A 26371-nucleotide genomic window follows, 5' to 3' on the forward strand; every position below is an offset into this window, starting at 1 on the left:
AGGTATGCATCATGACCTTCAACACTACTCGTAAAAACACCGTCAAGACCCTGGCCATGGCCGCGGGCCTGAGCCTGCTCTCACTGCCGGTCTGGGCCGGTGGCGACGCCGCCCTGTACGGCCCGACCGCACCGAAGGGATCGAGCTTCGTGCGGCTGTACAACGCCAGCAACCAGGAAGTCAGCGCCACCGTCGGCGCCACCGCCCTCAGCGATGTCGCGCCCCTGGCCAGCAGCGATTTCAGCTTCATGCCCGGTGGCGACTACAGCGCCAAGGTCGGCAGCCAGAGCCTGCCGGTGAAACTCGCCGCCGACCACTATTACACCCTCGTCAACAACGCCAGCGGCCAGCCGCAACTGATCGAGGAACCGCCGTTCAAGAACAAGCAGAAGTCCCTGGTGCGGGTGCAGAACCTGAGTGACAAGGCCCTGACCCTGAAGACCGCCGACGGCAAGACCGCCGTGGTCGAGTCCGTGGCCGCCAAGGGCCGCGGCGAACGCGAGATCAACCCGGTGAAGGTCAGCTTTGCCCTGTACGACGGCAGCACCAAGGTCAGCGACCTCAAGCCGGTGGCCCTGGAGCGCGGTGAAGCCGCGGTGCTCTACGTCACCGGCAGCGGCAGCAGCCTGTCGCCGGTCTGGGTCAAGCGCCCGGTATCGACCCGCTGATGAATTTTCCGAATGGTCAACACAATCCCCTGTAGGAACTGGCTTGCCAGCGATGGTATTCGCCAGATCGATACAAGGCTCACGGGCCTCATCGCCGGCAAGCCGGCTCCTATAGGGAAGGTTGTGTGAACCATTCGGACACGGACAACAACAAGAGAGTGAAACGACCAACCGCAGTAGCTCTAACCCATACATTGTTTAAAGGAGTAACAACATGATTCCGGTAATCCTGTCAGGTGGTAGCGGCTCACGTCTTTGGCCGCTTTCGCGCAAGCAGTTTCCCAAGCAGTTCCTCGCCCTCACCGGCGAACAGACGCTGTTCCAGCAGACCCTCGAGCGCCTGGTGTTCGAAGGCATGGACACGCCTATCGTGGTCTGCAACAAGGACCATCGCTTCATCGTCAACGAACAGTTGAGCAACCGCCACCTCGAGGCCCAGCGCATCCTGATGGAACCGTTCGGCCGCAACACCGCGCCGGCCGTGGCCCTGACCGCGATGATGCTGATCAACGAAGGTCGCGACGAGTTGATGCTGGTGCTGCCCGCCGACCACGTGCTGGACGACCAGAAAGCCCTGCAACGCGCCCTGGCCCTGGCTACCGTGGCCGCCGAGCGTGGCGAGATGGTGCTGTTCGGCGTACCGGCGACCAAACCGGAAACCGGTTATGGCTACATCAAGTCGAGCAACGATGCGCTGCTGCCCGAAGGCGTCAGCCGGGTCTCGCACTTCGTCGAGAAGCCCGACGAAAAACGCGCCATCGAGTTCGTCGAGGCCGGCGGTTACTTCTGGAACAGCGGCATGTTCCTGTTCCGCGCCAGCCGCTTCCTCGAAGAACTGAAAAAGCACGATCCGGATATCTACGACACCTGCCTGCTGACCCTCGAACGCAGCCACCAGGACGCCGACACCGTGACCCTGGACGAAGCCACTTTCGCCCAGTGCCCGGACAACTCCATCGACTACGCGGTGATGGAAAAGACCCAGCGCGCCTGTGTGGTACCGCTGAGCGCCGGCTGGAGCGATGTCGGTTGCTGGTCGTCGCTGTGGGACGTGCATGAAAAGGACGAGAACGGCAACGTCAGCAAGGGCGACGTAGTCATCCAGGACAGCCGCAACTGCATGATCCACGGCAACGGCAAGCTGGTGTCGGTGATCGGCCTGGAAAACATCGTCGTCGTGGAAACCAAGGACGCGATGATGATCGCCCACAAGGACAAGGTCCAGGGCGTGAAACAGATGGTCAACACCCTCAACGAACAGGGCCGCAGCGAGACCCAGAACCACTGCGAAGTCTACCGGCCATGGGGTTCCTATGACTCGGTGGACATGGGCGGCCGCTTCCAGGTCAAGCACATCTCGGTCAAGCCGGGCGCGTGCCTGTCGTTGCAGATGCACCACCACCGCGCCGAGCACTGGATCGTGGTCAGCGGCACCGCCGAAGTGACCTGCGACGAGAACGTGTTCCTGCTCTGCGAGAACCAGTCCACCTACATCCCGATCGCCTCGGTGCACCGCCTGCGCAACCCGGGCAAGATCCCCCTGGAAATCATCGAGGTGCAATCGGGCAGCTACCTGGGCGAAGACGATATCGAGCGGTTCGAAGATATCTACGGGCGTTCGACCCCTGTCGAACGTGGCATCTCGGTGAAAACCATCGCCCAGTAGACCCCAGCGTTCCACTCACCCCCGCCCCGCTGGCTGCGTCCCCCTATCCGCAGTTGGTGGGGACGGGGGTGTTTTTTTGGGGCGATGCAAAGCCCGCCGTCCGGCTCCGGAGTGAAGCGCAGCACCTACACTGTTAGGATGATGCTTGCGATCTTTTCGAGGCTGCTTTTCATGTTTATCGGCGTCTTGCTGATCATCACCTGGCTGGTCCTGTTGTTGCGCTACCCGGCCAAGGCGTTGCCGGTGTCCATGGCCGCATTGGCCGGACTGGGACTGGTGGCCGCCTGGGTCGCCTGGCTGGATACCCGCGAAGCCCGGCAACTGGCACGCCTGGAAATGCGCATCAGCTATACGCCCGAGCACTGCCCGGCCGATCGCCCGCTGCAACTGAAGATGAAAAACGACAACGACGTACCCCTGACCGACCTGCGCTGGCGCATCGCCGCGTACGCTCCAGGCGATACCGTCAACCTGGCCGAGAACAGTTATACCGCGCCGCACTATCGCGGCCCCGGCGAATTGCAGCCCGCGGGCGCCTGGGAAGACTGTCTGCCGATGCCGCCGTTGCGCCCCGGCTATCGCCCCCAAACCCTGGAGTTTCGTGCCGAACGCCTGCAAGGCAGTTTTTCGGGCTGATGTCGACAATAGTCGCCTATTGCCACCTGTCATTTCTGACAGGTTACAACCCTCCGCATTTGACGTTGAATACCCCCTGGAGGTGAAGCTACCGATCAGGGAGTCAGGATGAAGAGCAAGACCGCCGTCACCGAAATCAAGAACCGGAGGGCATTCCGTACTGCCCTGGGCAGCCTGGAGATTCCCCTGATCCGGCCAAAACCGTCGGTGGTCCTGGTCTACAGCCGCGGCTGCCCTCCCTGCGATCGAATCAAGCTGCTGCTCGAAGCCCTGGCGTCGGGCCCTTATCTGGAACGGGTGGCGTTTTTCCAGCTCAGCTTCCCGATCTTCAAACTGCTGCAGCCCGGTATCGAAATCCAGTACGTGCCCACCCTGTTCTTTCTCGACGGCCATGGTGCCCAGACGCGCATGCATGGCACCGACCGGACCAGGATCAAACAGGGACTCGATTCGCTCTTTTTTGTCACGGACAAGGTATTCTCGGAGGTCTTCGACTCCCAGGCCCAATAAGGATGTGCCATGCCCATAGCCTTGATCACCGGATGTTCCAGCGGCATCGGCCGCGCCCTGGCAGATGCGTTCAGGCACGCGGGGTATGAGGTTTGGGCCACCGCGCGCAAACCCGAAGACGTGGCCACCCTGGCCGCCGCCGGCTTCACCGCCGTGCGGTTGGATGTCAACGACGGCCCGGCACTGCAGCAACTGGCGCAACGTATCGAGCAGCAGCACGCCGGCCTCGATGTGCTGATCAACAACGCCGGTTATGGCGCCATGGGCCCGCTGCTCGACGGTGGCGTCGAGGCCATGCAGCGCCAGTTCGAAACCAATGTCTTCGCCATCGTCGGCGTGACCCGCGCGCTGCTGCCGGCGTTGCGCCGCAACCAGGGTCTGGTGGTGAATATCGGCAGTGTCTCCGGGGTCCTGGTCACGCCTTTCGCCGGCGCCTATTGTGCGTCCAAGGCGGCGGTCCATGCCTTGAGCGATGCCCTGCGCATGGAGTTGGCGCCCTTCGCCATCCGCGTGATGGAAGTCCAGCCCGGCGCCATCGACACCCAGTTCGCCAGGAATGCCAGCCATGAAGCCGAGCAAGTGATTGCCGAAACGTCGCCCTGGTGGCCGTTGCGCGAGGGTATACGCGCGCGGGCCAACGCCTCGCAGAACAACCCGACTTCAGCCGCCAGCTTCGCCGCCGACCTGCTCAAGGCCGCCCGGAAACCACAACCGCCACGTCTGCTGCGCCTGGGCAATGGTTGCCGGGCATTGCCGTTGCTGGCGGCCCTGCTGCCAAAGGGGTTGCTGGAAAAGGTGCTGATGAAACGCTTTGGCTTGGGTACGCGTTTGTAGCGACCGGTCGAAGCCTGTCTGATGTGGGAGTGCCTCAGGGGACGCGGAGCGTCCGCTCTGGAGGTGACGCGGAGCGTCACGGGCTGCATTACCACGCGGAGCGTGGGAACGATCAGAAGCTTGAAATTTGATCTATAGATTCAATTTTGATATTTTTGAATCTACAGATTATTTTATCAAGGACATGATCATGACAGTCACTTCAGCAGCCTCAGGACTGACCAAGGCACAAGGCGTGACCGGTCTGAGAGCGGCCGTGGGGGTACTCGAAAAGTGGCAGGCCTCGAGCGACCACGCCTGTCGTATCCTGCGTATTTCCCGCAGCACCTACACCCGTGCCAAACAGCGTGATCCCGCTTGGTCCGTTGGCCTGGATGCCGACCAGATGCAACGGATCAGCTTTGTGCTGAATATCCACGGGGCCCTGCGCGTTATCTTCGATAACCCGGAGAACGTCTATGGCTTCCCGGCGATGGCCAACGATAACGATTTCTTCAACGGGCGCACCCCTCTGGACATCATGGCGCAGGGCGACATGATCTCGCTGTACGAGACGTTTCGGCGGATTGACACCCTGCGGGGCGCGCAATGGTGACAGCAAGCCATTTACCTCTATTGTCCGGCGAGCGCTTGCAGGCCTATCGGCTGGTCAACTCCAAGTTCCCGCCGATTGCCTTGTTCGATGACGTGGCGGACGCTGATGAATTCGAGGTGCTTTACCAGGTCCAGGCCCTGACCAATCCGCGGCTGCGCAACGAGTTGGGTCAACTGGAACTGATCCCGCGGGATGAGATCCCCTTTGGTATTCCCGGATGCGCCTACGCGACAGCGCCCTTCACCCACGTCAATCCGGCGGGCTCGCGCTTCAGCGATGGCAGCTTCGGCGTGCTGTACCTGGCCGAGACCATGGAAACGGCGCTGGCCGAGGTCAGGCATCACCAGAACAGCTACTGGTCGAAGGTGCGGGGGCTCAACTACGAGCGATTTGTTTTCCGTGGTCTTTCCTGCCACTTCACCGACGCCACAATGAGAGATGCCGCGTCTATCCCCATGGCAGATCCCCTCTACGATCCGGATGACTACACCTACTCTCACGCGTTGGGAAAAGCGATCAAGGCTGACAAGTGCCCCGGGTTGCGCTACCGATCCGTGCGTCACCCCGGCAACCACTGCTGGGCGCTGATGACCCCACGTCCGGTCTCATCGATCATCCAGACCGCTCATTACGAAATGATCTGGAACGGCACAATCACCAGCGTCAACCAAATCACCGGCGCCTGAGCATGGTGGTGTGGAAAGCGAGCTTTTGTGGGAGCTGGCTTGCCAGCGATGAGGCCCTTGAGTCCTGTATCGCTCTTGCGGACGTCATCGCCGGCAAGCCGGCTCCCACAGTAGGTCGGTGTTTCAGACCTGACTGATTGTTGTCAGTTCGTGACGATGCCTGGCTGCTCCTCCAACACCGAATCCACCCAGCGCTGAGCCAACTCGATCAAGTGCATAATCCCCATAGCGACCTGTCGGTTAGAGCCGGTCTGGTTATTGATCGTTCCCACGCTCTGCGTGGGAATGCCTCGCTGGACGCTCCGCGTCCGCTCTGAATGTGACGCGGAGCGTCACGGGCTGCATTACCACGCGGAGCGTGGGAACGATCTTCGCCCGGTGTTTCACCACAAATGCTCGTGGCTACGCTCGGTCCCTGCAGGAGCCTGGCTTGCCAGCGAAGCTTTCAGCGATCGTCAGGCCCCTGCCGGCTTGACGATCACGGTGCAGGTAATCCCCGCCGCCAACAGCACCCCGTCCGGTACCTCGTCGATATGAATCCGCACCGGCACCCGCTGGGCCAGGCGTACCCAGTTGAACGTCGGGTTCACATCCGCGATCAGTTCACGGCTCTCGGGGTTGTCGCGGTCGTAGATACCCCGCGAAATACTCTCCACATGCCCCTTGAGCACCTGCCCGCTCATCAATTGCATGTCCGCCGAGTCACCGACCCGCACATGGGGCAGCTTGGTTTCCTCGAAGAAGCCGTAGACCCAGAACGAGTTCATGTCGACCACCGCCATCTTCGCCTCGCCGATCCGTGCGTAATCACCGCGGTGCACATTGAGGTTGGTGACGTAGCCGTCCACCGCCGCCCGCACCTGGGTCCGCGCCAGGTTCAACTGCGCCGCCTCCAGTTGCGCCTGGGCCTGCTGGTAGTCGGCCAGGGCGGCGTCGGCCAGGTTGCCGGCGTCGTCGCGGCTCTCCTTGGAGATCACCATGTTGTCCAGGTCGGCGCGGCGATGGGCATTGACCTTGCGCATTTCCCAGTTGGCCTTGCGCGAGTCCACCAGCGATTGCGCCTGCTTGACCGCGATGCGGTAGTGCTCGGGATCGATCTGCATCAGCAGATCGCCCTTCTTCACCAACTGGTTGTCACGCACCGGCACGTCCACCACTTCACCGGTGACGTCCGCCGCGACGTTGATGATGTCCGCGCGCACGCGACCGTCACGGGTCCATGGGCTTTCCATGTACTGCACCCACAGCAGCCGGCCGATCCAGATCGCAAGGGCCAGGACCAGCAAGGTGGCGATCAGGCTGAAGAGCTTTTTCATCAGGTCGTTCTCAACGGTAAACAGTGAGCGCCAGGGCGCCGAAAATGCAGCTGAACAGGCTCAGGCGCAGCAGCGCCGGATGCCAGAAGAAGCGGTACAGGTCATGGCTGGCGATAAAGCGGTCGAGCGCCCAGCCGACACCCGCGGCAATCAGGAACAGCAGGGTCATGGTCGGCAGGTAGAGACCATGGAACGCGATTTCACGGGGCATGGGGAGTTCCTTGTGGACGGCCGAGGGCCGCCAGCGGCGAACGCGGGTCCAGCAACGAAGTACGGATAAAGTGCAGGTAGCTCTGGACACGGCGCAGCACCGAGGTATCGAAGTGCCGGGCAAAGGGTTCGTCGGTGGCCTGGACCCGGCTGATCGCATGATCCACCGCCAGCAACGCGCGCTCCAGGTTGCTCGTGGTGGGCTGGATGAACAGGCGCATCAGCGAGCGGCCCATGACGCGGATAGACTGGCGCCAGGGCTGCGATTCGGCATAGGCGGGGTGCACCGGCAGGCTCGCCTGCTCCTTGCGCAACTCGATAACCGCGTGGCCGACCTCCAGCACCACGAACATCCAGCGCAACAGTTCGCTCTGCACCTTCGGCTGTCCCGCGGCGAAACCGTAGGCCTGGTGCAACAGGTCACGGGTGGCGCTTTCGAAAATCGAGCCCAGGCCCTTGAGCTTGCCGCTGATGGCGAACACCACCTGTTCACGCAGGTCCTGTTCCAGGCGCCGCCACAGCCAGCGACTGTTGGGCGGCAGGATGATCGCCCCCGCCGCTGCGCAGACCAGCATGCCGATGACCATGGCGATGTAGTCGTTGATAAAGTTGTAGGGGTCGTAGACGGTCAGGTTGTCCGGGACCGAGCCGGTACTGAAGAAAATCAGCAGGCCGACGCCAACCCCCATCCAGGCCGGGCGTGAAGCGAGGAAGGCGCCAAACACGAACACCGGCGCCAGCACCATGCACAACAGGGCGAAGCCGTCGATGGCGGGGAACACGAAGAACACCTCGACAAAGCCGATCAGCGCCCCGAGCAAGGTCCCGCAAGCCATCTGGAACGCCATGCGCTTGGGGTTCGGCGTGGCCGCCGACAGGCCGACCGTGGCAGCGGCGATCAGGGTCATGGTCGCCCCGCTCGGCCAGGCGGTCGCCACCCAGTAGCTGCCGAGCACAATCAGGATAAAGGCACCACGGATTCCCGACGCCGCCGCCGCGAGCCAGTTGGTCTTCGGCACATAGGGCTCGTCCCACTGTTCGCGTGCGTGGCGATGGTCGGCCAGGGACGCGTGGGTCAAGGCATAACTGTGCAGCTCTTCGACAAAGCGGTAGAGCAGCTCGAACGCGGTATGAAACTCCAGTTGCCCCGCTGCATCCGGGTGGCTTTCCTGGAAGCACGCACGCAGGCGGCGGACCTGTTCGGGCAGAGCCGACTTGTAGTCGGCCAATTGCACGGCCAGCCGCTGGGCATCGGCGTCGGTCAGCGCCCGTCCGGCAAAACCGTCGAGCAGTGCGGCCAGGCCGAGCACCCCCGGTTCGATGGCCGCCGGCACCTGCAACGGCCCACGGCTACGCAGGCGCTCAAGCAGTTGATGCAAGGCATTGAAACGGGTGGTCAGGGTCATGAACTCGCTGTTCAGGCGGTTCAAGCGCCCGTTGCGTCGACGCATGTGCGGGTCTTCGAACACGGTGACGCTGCGCAAGCCCTCAAGGCCCACGGCCTGGGCGATAAAGCCGATATTGGCGGTTTCGAAGGCCGCGCCGGCGTGGGGCGTGCGCAAGCCAGTGCCGACAAATCCGGCAAATGCACCGAAGCGCTGATAAAGCGCGTTGCGCATGGCCGCACTGGCGCTCTGCGGGAGAATCGCGGCACTGACAAAGGTCGAGCAAATGATCCCCAGGGAAATTTCCAGCACCCGCCACACCGCCGCCATGAAGGCCCCTTCGGGATGGGCCAGGGCGGGCAGGCCGACCATGGCGGCGGTGTAGCCGGCCAGCACGAAACCGTAGGCGCGGAAGTTGCGATTGCGCGCCGCCCCCGCCGAGCAGAGCCCGATCCAGATCGCCAGCGCACCGAGAAACAGCTCGGTGTTCTGCGCGAACAGGGCGATCAGCAGCACCATCACCGCCGACCCGGCCAGGGTGCCGAGGAACCGGTAGAAACTCTTGGCAAACACATGACCGCTCTGCGGCTGCATCACGATAAACACGGTGATCATCGCCGTGCGCGGCTGCGGCAGCTCCAGGCGCATGGCCAGCCACAAGGTCAGGAAGGCGGCGGCCAGGGTCTTGAAGATATATACCCAGGTCACGCCGTCGCTACGGGCCCAGTCAAAGAAGCCGCGACGCCATTCAAGGGAGTACAGCCAGCGCACCGGGGCGGGAAAGGGAGTCATCACGCGGTTCTCAGTGATCGAAGGCGGCCAGCACCGCTGGAGGTTTGCCCGGCAGGGTGCGATCCGGCGCCGGGACGTCGTTGCCAGCGCCCAAGCCGCCGCCGAGGGCGGTGACCAGTTCGGCATGGGCACTCAGGCGCGCGGCCTGGATCTGCTGCTCGACCTGCTGCTGATGGAACAGCAGGGTCTGCGCGTTGAGCACATTGAGGTAATCGGTGAGGCCGCGCTGGTAGGCGAGCATGGCGATGTCGTAGGTCTTGCGCGCCGTCGCCACCGACTCGGCGGCAAAGACCTGCTGCTTGTCCATCGACTCGCGACGAATCAGGCGGTCGGAAATGCCCTTGAGAGCATTGATCAGGGTCTGGTTGTAGTGGGCGACCGCGATGTCGTAGCCGGCGCTGGCTTCACCCAGTTCCGCGCGCAGGCGGCCACCGTCGAAGATCGGCAGGGAGATCGCCGGGCCGACGTTGTAGTTGAATTTGCGCCCGGCGAGGAACTCCAGCATGCCACCGCCGGTGGCCATGTAGCCGAGGCTGCCGACCAGGTCGACATTGGGATAGAAGCCGGCATGGGCCACATCGATACCACGGGCCTGGGCCGCCACCTGCCAGCGGCTGGCAACCACATCGGGACGCTGGCCGAGCAGTTCGACGGGCAGCGCCGATGGCAATTTCAACGCGGCCGCCAGGGACAGCGCCGGACGTTTCAATCGCCCCCCCTCGCCCGGACCGAAACCGGCCAGGGCTGCCAGCTGGTTGCGGCTCAAGGCGATCTCTTCGTCCAGTGCATCCAGTTGCCGATGGGTTTCGGGCAGCGGTGTCTGCGCCTGGCTGACTTCGAAGTGAGTGCCGAGCCCAGCGTCCAGACGCCGTTGCGCCAGGTCGAGAATCTGCGTCTGCTGCCTGAGGGTGGCCTCGACGATATCGCGCTGGGCGTAGTGCAACGACAGCTGGATATAGGCGCGCACGATATTGCCCTGCAACTCGAGCCGGGCCTGGCGCTCTTCGGCGACGCTCATATGCGCCAGGTCCACGGCGCGTTCGCTGGCATTGCTGTCGCGGCCCCAGAGGTCGAGGGAATAACTCAGGCCCAGGGCGGCATTGTTGTCCCAGGTGTTGGAGTCGGCCAGTTCGCCGGGACCATAGAACTGATCGTTGGCCCACTGATGGCGCTTGAGGCTGGAGTCGCCCTTGATCTGCAGCGACTCGGCCGACTCGGCGACTCCGGCCATGGCCCGGGCCTGGCGCACGCGCGCGGCGGCCATGGCCAGGCTCGGGCTGCCCCGCATGGCCTGGCTGACCCATTGGTCGAGTTGCGGGTCACCATAGGCCTGCCACCAGCGGGCGGTCGGCCAGTGCGCGTCGCGGGCGGCGCCTTGGATCGCTTCATCGGTGGCCAGGGTGTTGGCGGCCAGGGTCTTGCCTTGTGGGGCAATACCTCCGGTTCCGATGCAGCCGCCGATGGCTAACGATAAGGCCCAAACACTGAGAGTCTTCAGCTCTCTGCTGATGCGACGCGGCACTGCTGCAAATTCCCGACATGGATGGAGAAGCTCTGGAGCGGCAATTCTAGGGGGCGCCCGGCGCGGCGATAAGCGGGAGTTCCTGCGAATGTTTGTTACCGTTCCCGAGATAATCGGCGACCTTGCAGTGCAGTTTGCAACGGCTGGAAATCCGCGCGCGGGAGGATGAGCGCAATGTGATATTGGCCGGCGAGGCGAGCGTGCGAGGCTTCGTCCTACACCGACCTGGCACCAGCCTGACAACAAGAACACAAGGCAGAGGCGTCCGATGAACCTGTCCCTCGAACTGCAGAAACGCCGCGACCGCTTCAACGATCCCCGCGTACACGTCCCCCCGCCGCCCCTGCACGCCTTGCGGGAATGCCTGGTGAAAAACCTGCGGATCGCGGTCGAGCAGCGGGACAACCGCTTGCATTTTCGCACCCTCGACGGCGATCCCTGCACGCTCGAGTATGCCGACGCCTACCGGGTGCGCCGCACCCTGCACGGTGTCGAGGGCATCGGTGTGCAACAGTGGCTACGACTGAACCTGAGCCTGTGCCGGCACTACATGCGCATCGACTGCCAGGGGCCGACACCGGTCATCGACGGCCTGATCAGCGAGGAGCCGTCCCAGGAGCAGACCCTGAAAAACCTGGCGGTGTTTTTCAATCTCTCCAACGCCGCCAAATACACGGCCCACTGAACAGGACCTGCAGTCATGTCCGAAGCCAGCCGCAACGACCTGATTCGCCAGTTGCGCGCCCTGATACCCGATAGTCAGGCCGATTACTTCCAGATAGCGCTGGATCACGATGACCGCAGGTTGTGGCTGGAGTACGGCCAGCAGGGACTGTTGCTCATGCTCACACCACCGTTCGACGATTCGCCAGCCACCGACTTCGTGATCCCGGGTCCAGGCGGATCCATGGCCCTGCTGTTCGATACCTGGTTTCAGGACCGGGCCGCCCGGGCGCTGTTTCTCAGACTGCCGTTTCCCGACAGGACAGCCATCCTCGATACCTGTGATCTGTTCCTGCAACGCTGCCATGCAGCGCCGGCGCAGGAGTGATCGCCCATGAGTGCCATCCTTGCCTTCCACGCCCGCCCCACTTCGCTGTTTCACCAGCCAGCCGCGGAGCCGCGCCTGATCAGTTACCGGGAAAAGAACTCGATCTTCCACCAGGCACCCGAGTTGAGGCCGGACGACACCTGCCTCGGCGACAACCTGCAAGGTCTCGACACAGCACCCGCTGGGCCGTCGGAAGCTAGCGTCCAGCCCTTTGGCGCCGCTGTCGAAAGCATCATGCAGCGCCTGCAGGACAGCCTCCCGTGCGCGCAACGAAAAGCGCTCGAACCGTTGCAGAAGCTTCGCGCAGAGGCACTGCCGGCTCTTCGCGCCAACGACCCCGGCAGCCTGGGCAAACAGGAATTACAGGCACTCTATCGTTACTTCAAAACATCTGAACGCGTTTTTGCCAATCAGCCCCGCTCGGCCGAAAACCGGCAGCGACAACACCTGTGCCGAGTGCTCAAGTGGCAGTTTCGCGCGAGCCTGAGCGTGTACCTGAAGAACGCGCTGGACCAGGCTCTGGCCAAAAGCCGGGCGACGGTCGGCGAAGGCGGCTCCCAGGGCTGGGATGCGCGGGTCGGGCTGCAAATCGGCACGGGGGCACTGGGCGGCGCCAGCATCGGGCCGAATGTCGGACTGTCGTCAACACTGGAGACTACCCAGACCCGCATCATCAAGGACACCACCAGCATCGACGCACGGCTGAAGGGCAGGCTGTCCCTGATCAATGCCGTCTCGCTGGAGCTGGGCCTGGGTTACGAAACGATCCGCACCGAAAAATACAGCGACCTGGACACCTACACCCGGGCCAGGAGCCTGTCCAAGTGGACCTGGTGGAACGGCTCCAAGCGCGACCTGCTGAGCCAGGGCAAACCCTTGTTCAGCACCTGCAACAACTATCAGAGGAACATCCGGCTCGCCGCCCTCAGCCAGGCCTGGCTTGGCGATGAACTGCGGAAAACCGGGAACCCCTGCCCGCGGTTCGACACCCACCAACCCCTGCCCCAACCCTTCCAGATCGAATCCGGCCGGCGCGTCGCGACCACGGCAGCGGCAATCTTCGATGGCCTTGGCATGCTCAGGGTCCAGGCGGAGGCAAAGGCCGATGTGCTGAAAACCGGGAAAGCCCAGGCCCTGGATATCATCGGCGTCTATGATCGCGACCCGGCCGCCGCCGAAAAGCGCCTGGACGGCCTGGCGGAGTACGGACCGGATGCACAGCAACTGATCAGCGCGATGCAGGCCCATGTCATCGACAGCAGCCATCGCTTGACCCGCGCCGTGCTGGACGGCGAGAGCGCACCGCAGATCCGCCAGGTCAATAAAGAACTCGACCAGAGGTCGCGGCAACTGACCGAGCAGTACGTCCATCTGAAGCTTGCCGGAACCCTCGACACCGACGCGGACAGCACCATTCGTCAACTGCTGGAACAGCACCCGCGAGTGTTCCGTCCAGACGCCCTGAAGCTCTACACGGCCAGGGCAGACACCCTGACCCGGACCATTGCGGTCGAACCCAAGGCGAAGCTGTCGTGGGGCGTGAGCCTCGATGCCGGGATGAAAATCAGCCTGTCGTCCGTCCAGGAAGATGACCCGCACCTGTGCGGCACCTACCTGGATATCGCCGTGTCCGGCCAGTTCAACACCCTGGAAAGCGTGCAGAAGCTGCTCGCCAACGGACTCGCCAGCGCCGGGGTCGGCGATTTCGACACCGCCCCACTCGTCGCCCTGATCGGCGGGACGGTGCTCTATCAATCCCACGGGGCCTCGGCGAAGTTCTCGCTGAAGCTCAAGGACGGTGAAGCGGCACTGTTGATGACCCAGCACTTCTTCACGCAAAAGGATGCCTTCAACCAGGCCTTCTCGACGCCCACGCCGGTTACCGTGGAAGCCGCCTCCGGCAGCCAGGTGAATACCCTGCTCAAGGAGCAACTGGGCAGCCAGTCCCTGGACCTGATCCTGCCGATTGCCCTGTCCAAACTGGCCGAGGGCGGCGATATCGCCTGGTGGGACGGCTACGTCGACAAGCACGCACCGGCCTTTGACGCCCTGCTGAACAACATTGCCGAAACGGGAAAAGTTACGCTGATCAGCCGGGAACTGGCGGCGATCAGAGAGAAAATAACCGCTGAAAAAGCAGTTGTGGATCAGTTGATCCGCGCGGCACAGGCAGCGCATGACCGCCCGGATGCCACGACCTTGCACACTGCGCGGGAGGCCTTGAAAGCCATGTTGACGGCCTATATCAACGACTACTATGAGGCCAAGGTCAAGGAAGCCTGGTCCGTGACCTGAGCCTTTGGCCGTAAAGACAGCGTTCCTGGCCTGTGACAAGCTGACATCACCTGGTTACTTCGTGTCACAATTTGCCATCGCCCCAGAGAACACCCCATGGACACTCTGCAAAACATGCGCGCCTTCAGTTGCGTGGCTGAAGCCGGCAGTTTCACCGCCGCCGCCGTGCAACTGGACACCACGACGGCCAATGTCTCGCGCGCGGTCTCCAACCTGGAAGCCCACCTGCAAACCCGCCTGCTCAACCGCACCACCCGGCGCATCGCCCTGACCGAGGCCGGCAAGCGCTATCTGTTGCGCTGCGAGCAGATCCTCGCCTATGTCGAGGAAGCGGAGGCCGAGGCCAGCGATGCCCATGCACGACCTGCTGGATTGTTGAAAGTGCACACCATGACCGGGGTCGGCCAGCATTTCGTGATCGACGCCATCGCCCGTTATCGCAAGACCCACCCCGACGTGACCTTTGACCTGACCCTGGCCAACCGCGTGCCGGACCTGCTGGACGAAGGCTACGATGTGTCCATCGTGCTCGCCAAGGAGCTGCCGGATTCGGGTTTTGTCTCCCAGCGCCTGGGCATCACCTACAGCATCGTCTGTGCCTCGCCCGACTATGTGAAGGCCAACGGTTGCGCGCGCAAGCCCAGCGAGTTGCTCAATCATGCCTGCCTGCGCCTGGTCAGCCCGGTGACGGCCCTGGACAACTGGATCTTCAACGGCCCCGACGGCCAGGAAGCGGTAACCCTGTCCAGCTCGCCCTTCCTGGTCAACTCGGCCGACGCGATGAAGGCCGCGATCACCAGCGGCATGGGGGTCGGCGTGCTGCCGGTGTACGCCGCCATCGAAGGCCTGCGCAACGGCAGCCTGGTGCGCATGATGCCCAACTACCGCTCCCAGGAACTGAACCTGTACGCGATCTACCCGTCGCGCCAGTACCTGGATGCCAAGATCAAGACCTGGGTCGAGTACCTGCGCGGCTCCCTGCCGGAGATCCTCGCGGCGCACCAAGCCGAGCTGGCGGCGTATGAAATGGGCCAGGTACGGCTCGCGACCTGACATCATCGGCGCCTGCCCACGCCTCATCGCTGGCAAGCCAGCTCCCACAAGGATGGCGCCGAGCACAAGATATGCGCCTGACGCGGTACTCATTGTGGGAGTGGGCTTGCCCACGAAGAGACCCTTGAACTCTGCACCGCCTACCCGGACGCCTTCGCTGGCAAGCCAGCTCCCACAAGGATTGCGCCGTGCACAAGATGTGCGCCTGACGCGGTACTCATTTTGTGGGAGTGGGCTTGCCCACGAAGAGGCCCTTGAGCCCCGCACCGCCTGCGCGGACGCCTTCGCTGGCAAGCCAGCTCCCACAAGGATTGCGCCGTGCACAAGATGTGCGCCTGGCGTGGTACTCATTTTGTGGGAGTGGGCTTGCCCACGAAGAGACCCTTGAGCCCTGCACCGCCTGCTCGCACGCCTTCGCTGGCAAGCCAGCTCCCACAAGGATGGCGCCGTGCACAAGATATGCGCCTGACGCGGTACTCATTTTGTGGGAGTGGGCTTGCCCACGAAGAGCCCCTTGAACTCTGCACCGCCTGCCCGCACGCCTTCGCTGGCAAGCCAGCTCCCACAAGGATGGCGCCGTGCACAAGATATGCGCCTGACGCGGTACTCATTTTGTGGGAGTGGGCTTGCCCACGAAGAGACCCTTGAACTCTGCACCGCCTACCCGGACGCCTTCGCTGGCGAGCCAGCTCCCACAAGGATGGCGCCGTGCACAAGATATGCGCCTGACGCGGTACTCATTTTGTGGGAGTGGGCTTGCCCACGAAGAGCCCCTTGAACCCTGCACCGCCTGCCCGCACGCCTTCGCTGGCAAGCCAGCTCCCACAAGGATGGCGCCGTGCACAAGATATGCGCCTGACGCGGTACTCATTGTGGGAGTGGGCTTGCCCACGAAGAGACCCTTGAGCCCCGCACCGCCTACCCGGACGCCTTCGCTGGCAAGCCAGCTCCCACAAGTTTTTTTCGCATGACGATGACCTGTGTCGAAACGCCGACCTGTGGGAGCCGGCTTGCTGGCGATGGCGAAAGCAGAATCCACCGCACAAATCCGCTGAAAAATGATAGCGTGCTTGGCATTCCCGCCGTTCGATGAGCTTTACGATGAAAAAAACCGTACTCGCCTTCAGCCGCGTCACCCCTGCCATGGTCGAGCGCCTGCGCCAGGATTTCGACGTGGTTGTCCCGGACCCCAAGCTCGGCGATATCAATGCCCAGTTCGAGGAAGCCCTGCCCCACGCCCACGGGCTGATCGGTGTCGGCCGCAAACTGGGGCGTGCCCAGCTGGAAAACGCCGGCAAGCTTGAAGTGGTCTCCAGTGTCTCGGTCGGCTACGACAACTATGACGTGGCATACCTCAGCGAGCGCGGGATCATGCTCACCAATACCCCCGACGTGCTGACCGAAAGCACTGCCGACGTGGCCTTCACCCTGATCATGAGCAGTGCCCGCCGGGCCGCCGAACTGGATGCCTGGACCAAGGCCGGCCAGTGGAAAGCCACGATCGGCCCGGAGCTGTTCGGCACCGATGTCCACGGCAAGACCCTGGGCATCGTCGGCCTGGGCAATATCGGCGCGGCTATCGCCCGCCGTGGCCGCCTCGGTTTCGACATGCCGGTGCTCTACAGCGGCAACAGCCGCAAGCCGGAGCTGGAGCAGCAACTCGGCGCGCAGTTCCGCAGCCTAGACGCGCTGCTGGCCGAAGCCGACTTCGTGGTGCTGGTGGTGCCCTTGAGCGACAAGACCCGCCATCTGATCGGCCAGCGCGAACTGGGCCTGATGAAGCCGGGGGCGATCCTGGTGAACGTCTCACGAGGCCCGGTGGTGGACGAACCGGCCCTGATCCAGGCGCTGCAGGCCGGCACGATTCGCGGCGCCGGGCTGGACGTCTACGAGAAGGAGCCGCTAGCCGAGTCACCCCTGTTCAAGCTGAAGAACGCCGTGACCCTGCCGCATATCGGTTCGGCCACCCACGAGACCCGCGAGGCCATGGCCAACCGGGCCCTGGCCAACCTGCGCAGCGCGCTGCTCGGCGTGCGCCCGCACGACCTGGTCAATCCCCAGGTGTGGAAGGGCTGACGAACCACGGCGCCGGTTCATACGACAGGCGCACCCAGGGCGGTCGTGGTGGCGGCATCGATCCACGACTCGCGCGCCTGTACGGACAATGACTCAAGCTCCCGCTCGTAGGCCAGTTCGAGGAATCTGCGCCAGGGCGGGGCCGACCTCAGGTAGTGCTGCAGGCCGTTCGCCTGCGGCGTCGCTTCCAACTGCCGGACACGCTCGACCATCGTTTCGATCTCGGCGCTGTCGAGCTGTACCCGCTCCTTGTAGAACGGTTCGTTGAACAGGTCGGGCAGTTCCAGGCACGCCGCCAGCTGTTCCCGACACTCCCGGTAGATCACCGGATCAGCAGCCTCGTCCCTGAGCACGCGCAGGCGAAACTTGCCTTTCAACAAGCTCAGCAAGCGGGCTTTGGCGCTGGCTTCATCGGCCTCGTCGAAGGCCTGGTGACACAGCACCGCGAACTCGAGCTCATTGAAAATATCCAGTCGGCGCATGCCCTCCGCCAGGGACTCCAGTTGCAGGACAAACAGTTGCTCACACAAGAACTCACTGTCGGCCGCCGCCGTGATCATCCGCCAAACACGCCGTGTCAGGTTACCGCGCGCACCGGAAAACTGCGGATCGAAGAAGGTCGCCAGGGCACTCAGGCTTTCCAGGTAATCGAAGAACTCTTCGGAATCCAGATCGTCCCTGACCCGCTGCCAGCATGCGTTCTGTCCTTCGGTGCGTTCCGCCGCCGTTCCCCAGGCCTCGATGCCGACCGGTGCCGAACGCTCGTCCAGGGTGAGCCCGAAGGTAATACCCGCGCCCTTTCTTTCGCGGATATACACCGACAGTTTGGCCACGGTATCCGGCAGCAAGGGGTTCCCCCCCAGGTTCACACCACGATTGAGGGACAACGGGGACAACAACACGGCATCCGGTACCTGCTGGATCCGGTTATGGGTCAGGTCCAGGGATATCAGGTGCTTGAGCAAGAGTACGCCGGAGGGCCAGGTGTCGATGCCTGTGCGGCTCAGGTTGAGCATTTGCAGGTGCGACAGGCCGGCGAAGTCGGGGAGCAGGTTCAGCGGGTTGCCTTGCAGATTCACATACTTCAATTGCCGCAGTCCGGACAATTGCAGGGCGTCCGGCGCGGTCAGGACAATATGGTTGTCCTGGAGATCGAGTTCCTCCAGTGCCTGCAGCCCGGCGACCTCGGGCGGTAGCCGTTTCAGATGGGCGGCGCTCAGGTGCAAATGCCTCAACGCCGGAAAGGCCCGCAAGAAGGCATTCATGTAGCCGATATCCAGGTTCATGTCGCGAACCAGCAGTTGGGTCACGTGTTTGAAGTTCACATTGAGCATCGGCATCTGCTCGACAGTAAAACCTTCGAGCAGCAGCACGCCACCCAGGACGTTACGGCTTTCCCAACGCCAGCAACGCCTGATCCTCGAAGCCATTGCCTGGCGTATCCTGCGTGCCAGAAGGTGACCGCCTCCCTCAATCGGGGGGACATCGGCCCAGATCGCCAACTCGCTCTTCAACCTGATGTAGTCCTGCTCCAGCGCCTCGACCGCCGCCCGTTGCTGCACACTCGTGGTACCAAACGACTGGAGTACGTCGAACAACTCCTGATGGGCAGCACCGCGATAGAGCCTTCTCAGCCGGTCAAACAGGCCCACCGTCGGCAAGCCCGGTCCACGCCCACTCAGCGCAATACCGATGCGGCCGTCGCGTTGCCGGACCAGGCGCTTGGGCAATGCCGTCCAGGCATGGACCGGGCGCAGGCCGAGCCGTTGGCGCAGTTCGGCCCGTTGGCGAATCGCCTGCTGCTGGACCAGTGCCTTCAACTCGGCCCCCGGCCCGCGTGTGCCGCCCCAGGGCAAGCGGGCGGGCAGATCCCGGACCAGTCGTGACAGAGCCAGGAGCAGGTCGCTTTGCAACGCTCCCCGGGGCGAGACCTGTTCGCCATCGACGATAAAGGCCTCATAGCCGTCTGGCACTTTCACCACCACGCGCCGTTTTCCCGCGCCGGTGCTGCCGCTGCTGTCCAGCAATGGGCCATCGATGGCGGCTTGGCGGATTTCGATCCGTACTTGCCCTGGCCAGCCCGGCAGTTGCTTGAGTACCGAGAGCAAGACCTGATCGCTCCGGGCATTGCCCAGCGCATCGGGACTCAAGCCCATAAGCGCTCGGCCTAGGGTCGCTTCCTCACTCCACCAACGTGCTTCTTCGGCCAGCGCCAGGGGAATACGCCCGGTTTGCGTGATCAACGTGCGCTGCCAGGCCTGGCTGTGTTCCAGCATCTCCTCGGCCACCCCGGCAGGCAACCGGGGAAAGGCTTGTTCAAGCACATCCGCCAACGGTTCCACGAGCTTGCCTCGTTGCCTGGACAAGCCGTCGACCAGCACCTGCCGGGCTCGTCGGGGATCATTCTCCAGGCGTTGCAGCAATGCGTCGACCAACGACTTGCCGGACAACTCCGGAGCGATGGACAGCCACTGGTGATCGGCATCCGTGACCGCATCGAGGGCCATTTCCAGCAACGCGGGCACCGCCTCCGAACGCGAGGTCAGCGAGGTGACGTGAGACTCGATATCCAGGTGATCCCTGAAGTCCCGCATGACGGCCACCAGGAACGCCGGAGGCCGCTGATTGCAGAAAATCGCCTGCCGCAACAGGCTGTCGGACGTCCCACTGACACTGAGGATCTGCCGCGCGATCGCCTCGGAAAATGACCCGGCCTGTCCGCCCAGGCGCCGGAACGCGGTCAGGCCGTCCCATTTCAGCGGCTCTTCGAACTCATGCCACCAGGCGCTGGCCCCATTGTTTTCCAGGCGTGGTGTATAGGCACCGGGCAAATCGCTGGGGTTGATGCGCCAGTCCTCCGGCAACCCGGTATTCTCAATGCGGTAGAGGCGCCCCTCAAGGGGCAGGTAGGTATTGCCCTCGTGCTGATAACAACCCGCCTCATCGGCCTTCAGGCTCGACGGCAGCGTCAGCGTTTCCTGGCAACGCTCGACCGGCAGACGGATACGGCCGTCTTCAGCCCGGCGTTTTTCCAGGCCTGCCACGACCAGCTTGCGCAAGGCCTGCACATCCGTCACCACGGCCACGCCCAAGCGACCCACCTCAGGTTGCTTGAATAATGTCGCCAACGCCAGGAAGAAACCGGCGTGGGTCGGACTCGAACGCACCCGCGGGTAAAGGGTCGAGCCCAACTGCTCCTCGACCAACAACTCTGCCGCCAACTGCAGCCAGGCATCGGTATCGCGACTGGACGCCCGGGCCTGATGGATGCCATCCAGCGCCCGGCCAAGGCGAGTGATGGCCTCGGCATCGGCCAGGCCGCGCAGGTGTTCGCCGGGCAATTCGCCATGTTCCAGGAGACGTTGGCGCTGTCGTGACTCCAGGGGCATGCGCCGCAGATACTCGGCGATCCGGCTCAGCGACAGCCCGGGGTACAGTGCCTGGAGCTTGAGCACCTGCGGCGGCAGGACAGGGGCGACCAGCGACAGATAGTGACGGGCAGGCGCCAGCGAGATCGAACGCCGCAGGCCGTCCTGGGTACTGAGTATCTCGAACAGCGAATGCCGCTCGAGCCGGGCCAGGGCGATGAGCTGTTGCCGGATCGCCCTGTTCCACTGGCGGCGGACAAACGGCTGGAAGTCGCCCTTGAGCGGACAACCGTCGGGCAACAAGCCGAGGATAAGGGACTGCACCCCGTCTTCATGGGCGAGGACAGCAGGAGTCTGGTTCGGCTCGGGTGGTTGCACGACGTAACCACCGTCCTCCAACCGTCGCACCGCCACCTTGTGCGCGAAGTCGCCCGGTCGCTCCTGCCGGCCGTGCAGCTCCAGCAATTCACCGTCAGGTCCATGGACAAACAGTCCTGTCGTCTCGGGCCAGTCGGCCAGCCGTGGCAACAGACAGAACAGTGCGCGCTCGGCATCCGCCGGCAAGCCCAGTCGTGCATCACTGCTGGCGATCAGCGTATCGAAGCCGGCGTCGACCTGCCGTCGGCGCACGGCCTCGGCCAGCGACGCCGATGGCAAGCCCCCCGACCAGACCGTCTGGAGCGCCTCGCGACGCACACCACTGGTGCTCAGGACGATCTCGGCTTTACCCTCCCCGGCAGTGCCCTGGAGCATCATCCGCTCCAGCCAGCGCGCATCGCTCAGGGTATGGCTGTCATCCAGGTCCGGCACCCAGCGCCGCGCCTCCCGGTCATAACGCATGGGCGGGCGGAATCCCGTCGGGTCGGCAGCAACCGCCACATAACGCTTGAGGGCAGCGTCGTATTCAAGCCGGACCGGTATCGAGCGGCCTTGCTCGCGAACCTCGCCGTACACCCGCCCCTCCTCTTCGAAGAGACCCCGTTCGTCGGCGGCAAAGCGCTCCATCAGTCCCTTCGTGGAAACGGCATAGCTGCTCAGGTCGACTTTCCACAACGGAGTCACTGCCTCAGTCGACGCCACCTTGCGCCAACGCCCCAGTTCCAGGGACAACGCCTGGAAGCGTTGGGTGACGACATGCCCGGCATAGCCCAGCGCGCCACCGATCAGGATCGCCGTGCCCACATCGGCCAGTGCCTGACCCAAGGCCTTCGGCCGGCCCTGGAACGTCGCCACGATGCCGTCGACCAACTCCAGTCCCAACTGCGCCAGCATCAGGCTCGCCACCGCCTTGCCCAGAATGCCGAAACCGCCCGGCACCGGCAGCATCAGGACATTCAGCAGCAGGTGCATGGCGGCGAGAAAACCGTCCTTCACCGCCTGCATATCGTGCTCGCTCTTGGCTACCGCGATTGCCTGGGTATTCAGGCGATAACGCCAGGCGTAGAACGCGGCCAGGGCCTTGCCCGGGCTGAAACCGGTGGTCGTCGGGCCGTACTCGAAGGTCAGGTCCTGGATACCGTCCTCCGGCCAGAGCCATTCGTAGACATCGGCAAAGGTCGAAAACCAGGTAATGCCCTTGGGTTTGCTGTGCGCCTTGATCCATTGCCAGAACTGATGCTGCTGCTTGAAGGCCAGCGACGGGATCAACCAGCGCAGTCGCTGGCCCGCACTGTCGGCTTGCAGCTGCGCCTTGAAGTCGCGCTCGAACGCCGCCCTTGAGTCATGGAAGCGCAAGGCACCGCCCGGACGGTCGACACAATAGCTGTAGAGCCCCGCCCGCCCGACGATCTCGAAGATCAGCAGCGGCAGGTAAATCGCCTCCAGGGGCTCGTAGTCGATCGCGAACAGATGCAACAGCTTGCTCTCGATGGTGTCCATTACCCGGTCCAGGCCCGCCATCAGGCCGCCCGGCAGGCGCAGGGCGACATAGGAACCCTTGAGTCGCGGATGTGTCATCAAGAGCTCGTCCCGCAGGGCGGTAAAAGCGTGGTAGGTCAGGCCCGTCGCGGCCGGCTGTCGGGCCGAGTCATACAGGCCGAAGTGAATCTCGGCCTGGGCAAAGGCCAGTATCGACCGATCCAGCGGCCCATCGACGCGCATGGCCTGCTCAACATGAGGCTTGAGCACGGCACCGAGGTCGAGATCGCGGACGATCCGCACGAATGCCTCGGTAGCGAGCAGCCAACGTCGATCATTGATATCGACCTTCCGCTCGCGGGAAATCCAGCGCCGCTTGAGGTTGGCATAGCTTGAGTCGGAGAAGGCGAAATTCAGGCATGCGGCCTGCCACAGAGTCATGGTCGAGACCGTCACCGTGCCGATGCGCCGCTCGAACGACTCCACCTGCACCGGTGGGCCTTCAGCCAGGGGCTGCTGGACCTGCGCCGGCGAGTCGATCACGGTGTGCAGATAGGTGGTGTGCGGGTCGAGGTCCAGCCCCGAGACCTCCTTCAGGCGTGCGCGCAGCCTTGCCACACCGGCGGTTTCGAAGGCGTCGACGACCGTCCGGCTCTCTTCGTCCAGTACCGATCTGGCCGCCATGAATTGGCGGTAGTGTCCCAGCCAGGTGCGTTGCTCGGCTTCATGCAGCGGCCCCATGGCCGCCTTGAAAGAGACCGCCAATTGCTCGACCACCTGCTGCTGCGTCCAGCTTTTCTCGCTGTGCAGCAGGCCGGCGTCGCGCTGTAGAAAAGCCGACAACAAGGGCTCGTCGGCTTCGGTGGGGACCGGCGGCGGGGGCTCGTCACCGGTATCGATACTGTGTTCAACCGTTTGGCTCATGGCCTGGACTTCCTGATGCACCGTGGAAAGCGTCAGGTTATCCAGCCATTGATCCGCAACTGATCTACATAGATGTGGCGTGCTCCAACCCGACTCACGCCACCCTGGCCGGTGTCGGCCGCAACGGAGTCCCCGGCTTGCGGAACACCAGCACGTTGCCGAGCATCACCGCCACCAGCCCGCACAGGGCCGGCGCAGTCCAGTGGTAGCCCTCGGCATAGGCCGAGACGTTCAGCGCCACCAGCGGAAACAGCACCGTGCAATACGCCGCGCGCTCCGGCCCCATGCGCCCGACCAGGGTCAGGTAGGCGGTGAAACCGATCACCGAGCCCGGAATCACCAGGTACAACAGCGAACCGATATAACGCGTGTTCCACTCCATCTCGAAGGGAATGCCGCGGAACAGGCAGTAGCCGGCCAGCATCGTCGCGCCGTAGAGCATGCCCCAGGCGTTGGTGGTCAACGGCTTGAGCCCGGCCTTCTGTTGCAGGCTGGACAGCAGGTTGCCAGCCGAGAAAAACAGCGTGCCCAGCAATGCCAAGCCCAGGCCCAGCACCGTGTTCGGCCCCGCAGTGTGCCCGGACAGTTCCGGCCAGAACAGCAGGCCAAGGCCTAGCAGACCCAGCGCCCCGCCCATCAGCACATTGCGCGCAACCTTCTGCTTGAAGAACACCCGGGCGTTCAGGGCGTTCCACAAAGTCGCCGTGGAAAACACCACCGCCACCAGGCCGCTGGGAATCCATTGGCTGGCCGTCAGGAAGCACATGAAGTTCAGGCAGAACAGGCACATGCCCTGGGCCAGGCAGATCAGGTGGCCACGCCGGTTCATCGGCTGCAGGCGCCGACTGAGCAGCAACACGACGAACAGCACCAGCGCCGCGAGGCCGAAGCGATAGACGATGGACACCGGAATCGCCACCACGCCCAGTTGCAGTTTGAGGGCAATCCAGGTGGTGCCCCAGATCAGGACGGTCAGCAGGTACAGAAACAGGTTCATCAGGTGCGTACTCCCAGGGACAGCTTCCAGTGTCGGCCCCTGCCCTGCGCCGCGCTTGCAGAAACTTGCGCTTTTGTCGGCCCACGGGCTGGCAGCCGGGCGTCGACGGAGTAGGATGCGAGACGTTGGAGAACCGATCATGGCCGCACTCGATACCCTGCAAGTCTTTCAAGCCCTCAACCGCTCGCCCAACTCCCGCCTGGAGCACAGCGCCGAGTTCGGTGACGGACTGTCGGCGGCCCTGTGGAGCAATCATCACGACGCCCAGGACTATGAAGCGCCGAGCCATCACACCCTGTCCTGCTACATCGCCGGCGGCACCGGGACGTTTCGCCGTGATCGTCCCGACAACAAGGGCGGTCCGGACCGGCTCTGTATCCTGCCCGCCGAGCATCAGTCCGGCTGGGTAATCAACGGCAGCCTGCGGCTGGCCCATGTCTATATCAGCCAGGAACAGTTCGCCCTGGAGTGCATCACGCTGCTGGATCGCGAACCGCGGGCAGTGCACTTGCAGGAGGCGACATTTCTCGAGGATGCACAGCAGGTCCGGCGCTTTCACCAACTGCTGCGACTGAACTGGAACGAGCCCGGCGAACGCCTGCTGGGCAGCAGCCTGGCCCACGAAATGCTCAGCCATATGCTGCTCAACCAGGCCGGACTACGCCAGGGCCTGCGGGTTAAAGGGGGATTGGCGGCGTACCAGCGGCGCCTGTTGACGGAATACATCGACAGCCAGTTGGACCAGCCGCTGAGCCTCGGCCAGTTGGCAGGCCTGTGCAGCCTGTCGGAATACCACTTTGCGCGGATGTTCCGCACCAGCTTCGGCCTGCCGCCACACCAGTATGTCCTGGCTCGGCGGCTGAGCCGGGCCCGTGAACTGCTGCGTGCTACCAGCCAACCCCTGGGCGAGATCGCCCTGGCCTGCGGTTTTGCCAGCGCCAGCCATTTCAGCAATCGCTTGCGCCAGGTCCTCGGTGCAACGCCTGGCGACTATCGGCAGGCGTTTGCACACTAGAACGGCCGAGTTGCCTGGGCTCAGGTATCAGGTTGCTGCTTGACTTCTTTCGACTCGGTCGACGAAGCGTCGACCTTCTGCGCCTGGGCTGTCAGGGTCTTCTGCTCGGCCTGCTCGCGGTTGGCCTGCTGGCTGAGCTGGAAGTTCTGCCAACGCTCGATAACGCGGTCGGAACCGCCTTCGGCAAAGGCGGCAAAAGAACTGACGGACAATAACCCGGCAACAACCAATGTAGACAGTTTCATGATTTCAATCTCCAAGTATATAAAAGGGAGTACCGTCTGCGCGGTCTGATAATTCAGAAATATTGTCGGGCAATTATATTAAGCAGCGGTTAACAGCAACATGACTTGCTGATTACATTATTTTCAGAATTAAGTGCAGGACGACCCAGGCTGCCAGAGCTTTACAACCAGGGGCAAGCGACAGGCAGGCATGGCCTGCCTTGAAGGAAAGGAGACTATTGAAGCAGAAACAACCGGACACTTTAAATTAAATTATTTTTATCAATACATAACGCTGCGTTAATAATAACGACGAGTTTCATATCTGGATTATCTTCCATCCAACACTCGTCGGGGCACAATAGTAATGGATATCGAACCACCGAACTGTAGGAGCCGGCTTGCCGGCGATGGCGTCCGTTCGGGCAATGCATGGCTTATGGGCCTCATCGCTGGCAAGCCAGCTCCTACAGGGGGGCCGGGCCATAACAATCATCGGTGTTGCACCGCCGAACTGTGGGAGCCGGCTTGCCGGCGATGGCGTCCGTTCGGGCGATGCATGGCTTATGGGCCTCATCGCTGGCAAGCCAGCTCCTACAGGGGGGCGGGGGCACAACAATCATCGGTGTTGCACCGCCGAACTGTGGGAGCCGGCTTGCCGGCGATGGCGTCCGTTCGGGCAATGCATGGG

General features: G+C 63.2%; 20 protein-coding genes. 13 read left to right on the forward strand and 7 right to left on the reverse strand.

All coding sequences use genetic code 11. The annotated features are described in order from the left end of the window. Positions 1-11: 11 nt before the first annotated feature. The 7 genes from HX851_RS26695 to HX851_RS26725 all read left to right on the forward strand — a co-directional run bounded on the left by HX851_RS26695 (position 12) and on the right by HX851_RS26725 (position 5595). Complete coding sequence (locus HX851_RS26695; RefSeq protein WP_177061738.1) at positions 12-668, forward strand: alginate O-acetyltransferase AlgF; 657 nt, start codon at positions 12-14, stop codon at positions 666-668. 214 nt (positions 669-882) lie between these two features. After that, positions 883-2334, forward strand: coding sequence for a mannose-1-phosphate guanylyltransferase/mannose-6-phosphate isomerase (locus tag HX851_RS26700; protein WP_017124124.1), 1452 nt, complete (start codon positions 883-885; stop codon positions 2332-2334). A 171-nt stretch (positions 2335-2505) separates the two neighbouring features. After that, positions 2506-2970: a multidrug transporter gene (locus tag HX851_RS26705; RefSeq protein WP_177061736.1), complete on the forward strand. Its 465-nt coding sequence runs from the start codon at positions 2506-2508 to the stop codon at positions 2968-2970. Positions 2971-3078: 108 nt separating this feature from the next. Then, positions 3079-3480, forward strand: a complete 402-nt coding sequence (locus HX851_RS26710) for a thioredoxin domain-containing protein (RefSeq protein WP_177061735.1) — start codon at positions 3079-3081, stop codon at positions 3478-3480. Between the two features lie 9 nt (positions 3481-3489). Next, positions 3490-4314, forward strand: coding sequence for an SDR family oxidoreductase (locus tag HX851_RS26715; protein WP_177061734.1), 825 nt, complete (start codon positions 3490-3492; stop codon positions 4312-4314). A gap of 190 nt (positions 4315-4504) precedes the next feature. After that, positions 4505-4909, forward strand: coding sequence for a hypothetical protein (locus HX851_RS26720; RefSeq protein ID WP_177064419.1), 405 nt, complete (start codon positions 4505-4507; stop codon positions 4907-4909). Next, a complete protein-coding gene (locus tag HX851_RS26725; RefSeq protein WP_177064412.1) occupies positions 4903-5595 on the forward strand; it encodes an RES family NAD+ phosphorylase in 693 nt (230 codons plus the stop codon). The genes HX851_RS26720 and HX851_RS26725 overlap by 7 nt, the downstream gene beginning before the upstream one ends. A gap of 455 nt (positions 5596-6050) precedes the next feature. On the opposite strand, the gene HX851_RS26730 is transcribed toward HX851_RS26725, so the two are convergent. Genes HX851_RS26730 through HX851_RS26745 form a run of 4 tightly spaced genes read right to left on the reverse strand, consistent with a single transcriptional unit; the run spans position 6051 to position 10820 of the window. After that, a complete protein-coding gene (locus HX851_RS26730; RefSeq protein WP_177064411.1) occupies positions 6051-6911 on the reverse strand; it encodes an efflux RND transporter periplasmic adaptor subunit in 861 nt (286 codons plus the stop codon). Positions 6912-6921: 10 nt separating this feature from the next. Beyond that, positions 6922-7122: a DUF1656 domain-containing protein gene (locus tag HX851_RS26735; RefSeq protein ID WP_177061724.1), complete on the reverse strand. Its 201-nt coding sequence runs from the start codon at positions 7120-7122 to the stop codon at positions 6922-6924. Then, positions 7112-9298, reverse strand: a complete 2187-nt coding sequence (locus HX851_RS26740; protein ID WP_177064410.1) for an FUSC family protein — start codon at positions 9296-9298, stop codon at positions 7112-7114. The genes HX851_RS26735 and HX851_RS26740 overlap by 11 nt, the downstream gene beginning before the upstream one ends. A 10-nt stretch (positions 9299-9308) precedes the next feature. Continuing rightward, positions 9309-10820 carry an efflux transporter outer membrane subunit gene (locus HX851_RS26745; RefSeq protein WP_177064409.1) on the reverse strand — a complete coding sequence of 504 codons (1512 nt, stop codon included), beginning with the start codon at positions 10818-10820 and terminating at the stop codon, positions 9309-9311. Between the two features lie 268 nt (positions 10821-11088). On the opposite strand from HX851_RS26745, the gene HX851_RS26750 reads away from it, so the two are divergent. The 5 genes from HX851_RS26750 (at position 11089) to HX851_RS26770 (ending at position 17295) form a co-directional block, all read left to right on the forward strand. Next, positions 11089-11505: a hypothetical protein gene (locus HX851_RS26750; RefSeq protein WP_017124132.1), complete on the forward strand. Its 417-nt coding sequence runs from the start codon at positions 11089-11091 to the stop codon at positions 11503-11505. Between the two features lie 15 nt (positions 11506-11520). Then, positions 11521-11871 (forward strand): hypothetical protein, encoded by a 351-nt coding sequence (locus tag HX851_RS26755; protein WP_017124133.1) that lies wholly within the window; start codon positions 11521-11523, stop codon positions 11869-11871. Positions 11872-11877: 6 nt separating this feature from the next. Continuing rightward, a complete protein-coding gene (locus tag HX851_RS26760; protein WP_177064408.1) occupies positions 11878-14166 on the forward strand; it encodes a hypothetical protein in 2289 nt (762 codons plus the stop codon). Positions 14167-14262: 96 nt separating this feature from the next. Further along, positions 14263-15219, forward strand: coding sequence for a LysR family transcriptional regulator (locus HX851_RS26765; protein ID WP_017124135.1), 957 nt, complete (start codon positions 14263-14265; stop codon positions 15217-15219). A gap of 1101 nt (positions 15220-16320) precedes the next feature. Further along, complete coding sequence (locus HX851_RS26770) at positions 16321-17295, forward strand: 2-hydroxyacid dehydrogenase (RefSeq protein WP_177064407.1); 975 nt, start codon at positions 16321-16323, stop codon at positions 17293-17295. Between the two features lie 17 nt (positions 17296-17312). Here HX851_RS26770 and HX851_RS26775 read toward each other — a convergent pair whose 3' ends face one another. Beyond that, entirely contained in the window at positions 17313-23444 is a 6132-nt protein-coding gene (locus tag HX851_RS26775) for an NEL-type E3 ubiquitin ligase domain-containing protein (RefSeq protein ID WP_177064406.1), read from the reverse strand. 94 nt (positions 23445-23538) lie between these two features. Beyond that, complete coding sequence (locus HX851_RS26780) at positions 23539-24441, reverse strand: DMT family transporter (protein ID WP_177064405.1); 903 nt, start codon at positions 24439-24441, stop codon at positions 23539-23541. 139 nt (positions 24442-24580) lie between these two features. Here HX851_RS26780 and HX851_RS26785 point away from each other — a divergent pair, with 139 nt between their 5' ends. Further along, positions 24581-25456 carry a helix-turn-helix domain-containing protein gene (locus HX851_RS26785; protein ID WP_177060519.1) on the forward strand — a complete coding sequence of 292 codons (876 nt, stop codon included), beginning with the start codon at positions 24581-24583 and terminating at the stop codon, positions 25454-25456. A gap of 20 nt (positions 25457-25476) precedes the next feature. Here HX851_RS26785 and HX851_RS26790 read toward each other — a convergent pair whose 3' ends face one another. Further along, on the reverse strand, positions 25477-25701 hold the full coding sequence (locus tag HX851_RS26790; RefSeq protein ID WP_177060521.1) for a co-regulatory protein PtrA N-terminal domain-containing protein: 225 nt from the start codon (positions 25699-25701) through the stop codon (positions 25477-25479). Between the last annotated feature and the right edge of the window lie 670 nt (positions 25702-26371).

Origin of the sequence: Pseudomonas gingeri, from assembly GCF_013385635.1 — a bacterium.
In the GTDB taxonomy this organism is placed as follows: Bacteria; Pseudomonadota; Gammaproteobacteria; order Pseudomonadales; family Pseudomonadaceae; genus Aquipseudomonas; species Aquipseudomonas gingeri_A.

Bases quoted from the DNA above. Each gene is read 5' to 3' on its own strand.
- HX851_RS26770 (WP_177064407.1), top strand. From the start codon at position 16,321: ATGAAAAAAACCGTACTCGCCTTCAGCCGCGTCACCCCTGCCATGGTC.
- HX851_RS26790 (WP_177060521.1), bottom strand. From the start codon at position 25,701: ATGAAACTGTCTACATTGGTTGTTGCCGGGTTATTGTCCGTCAGTTCT.
- HX851_RS26765 (WP_017124135.1), top strand. From the start codon at position 14,263: ATGGACACTCTGCAAAACATGCGCGCCTTCAGTTGCGTGGCTGAAGCC.
- HX851_RS26750 (WP_017124132.1), top strand. From the start codon at position 11,089: ATGAACCTGTCCCTCGAACTGCAGAAACGCCGCGACCGCTTCAACGAT.
- HX851_RS26760 (WP_177064408.1), top strand. From the start codon at position 11,878: ATGAGTGCCATCCTTGCCTTCCACGCCCGCCCCACTTCGCTGTTTCAC.
- HX851_RS26775 (WP_177064406.1), bottom strand. From the start codon at position 23,444: ATGAGCCAAACGGTTGAACACAGTATCGATACCGGTGACGAGCCCCCG.
- HX851_RS26740 (WP_177064410.1), bottom strand. From the start codon at position 9,298: ATGACTCCCTTTCCCGCCCCGGTGCGCTGGCTGTACTCCCTTGAATGG.
- HX851_RS26785 (WP_177060519.1), top strand. From the start codon at position 24,581: ATGGCCGCACTCGATACCCTGCAAGTCTTTCAAGCCCTCAACCGCTCG.
- HX851_RS26725 (WP_177064412.1), top strand. From the start codon at position 4,903: ATGGTGACAGCAAGCCATTTACCTCTATTGTCCGGCGAGCGCTTGCAG.
- HX851_RS26710 (WP_177061735.1), top strand. From the start codon at position 3,079: ATGAAGAGCAAGACCGCCGTCACCGAAATCAAGAACCGGAGGGCATTC.
- HX851_RS26695 (WP_177061738.1), top strand. From the start codon at position 12: ATGACCTTCAACACTACTCGTAAAAACACCGTCAAGACCCTGGCCATG.
- HX851_RS26715 (WP_177061734.1), top strand. From the start codon at position 3,490: ATGCCCATAGCCTTGATCACCGGATGTTCCAGCGGCATCGGCCGCGCC.
- HX851_RS26755 (WP_017124133.1), top strand. From the start codon at position 11,521: ATGTCCGAAGCCAGCCGCAACGACCTGATTCGCCAGTTGCGCGCCCTG.
- HX851_RS26735 (WP_177061724.1), bottom strand. From the start codon at position 7,122: ATGCCCCGTGAAATCGCGTTCCATGGTCTCTACCTGCCGACCATGACC.
- HX851_RS26780 (WP_177064405.1), bottom strand. From the start codon at position 24,441: ATGAACCTGTTTCTGTACCTGCTGACCGTCCTGATCTGGGGCACCACC.
- HX851_RS26700 (WP_017124124.1), top strand. From the start codon at position 883: ATGATTCCGGTAATCCTGTCAGGTGGTAGCGGCTCACGTCTTTGGCCG.
- HX851_RS26705 (WP_177061736.1), top strand. From the start codon at position 2,506: ATGTTTATCGGCGTCTTGCTGATCATCACCTGGCTGGTCCTGTTGTTG.
- HX851_RS26720 (WP_177064419.1), top strand. From the start codon at position 4,505: ATGACAGTCACTTCAGCAGCCTCAGGACTGACCAAGGCACAAGGCGTG.
- HX851_RS26730 (WP_177064411.1), bottom strand. From the start codon at position 6,911: ATGAAAAAGCTCTTCAGCCTGATCGCCACCTTGCTGGTCCTGGCCCTT.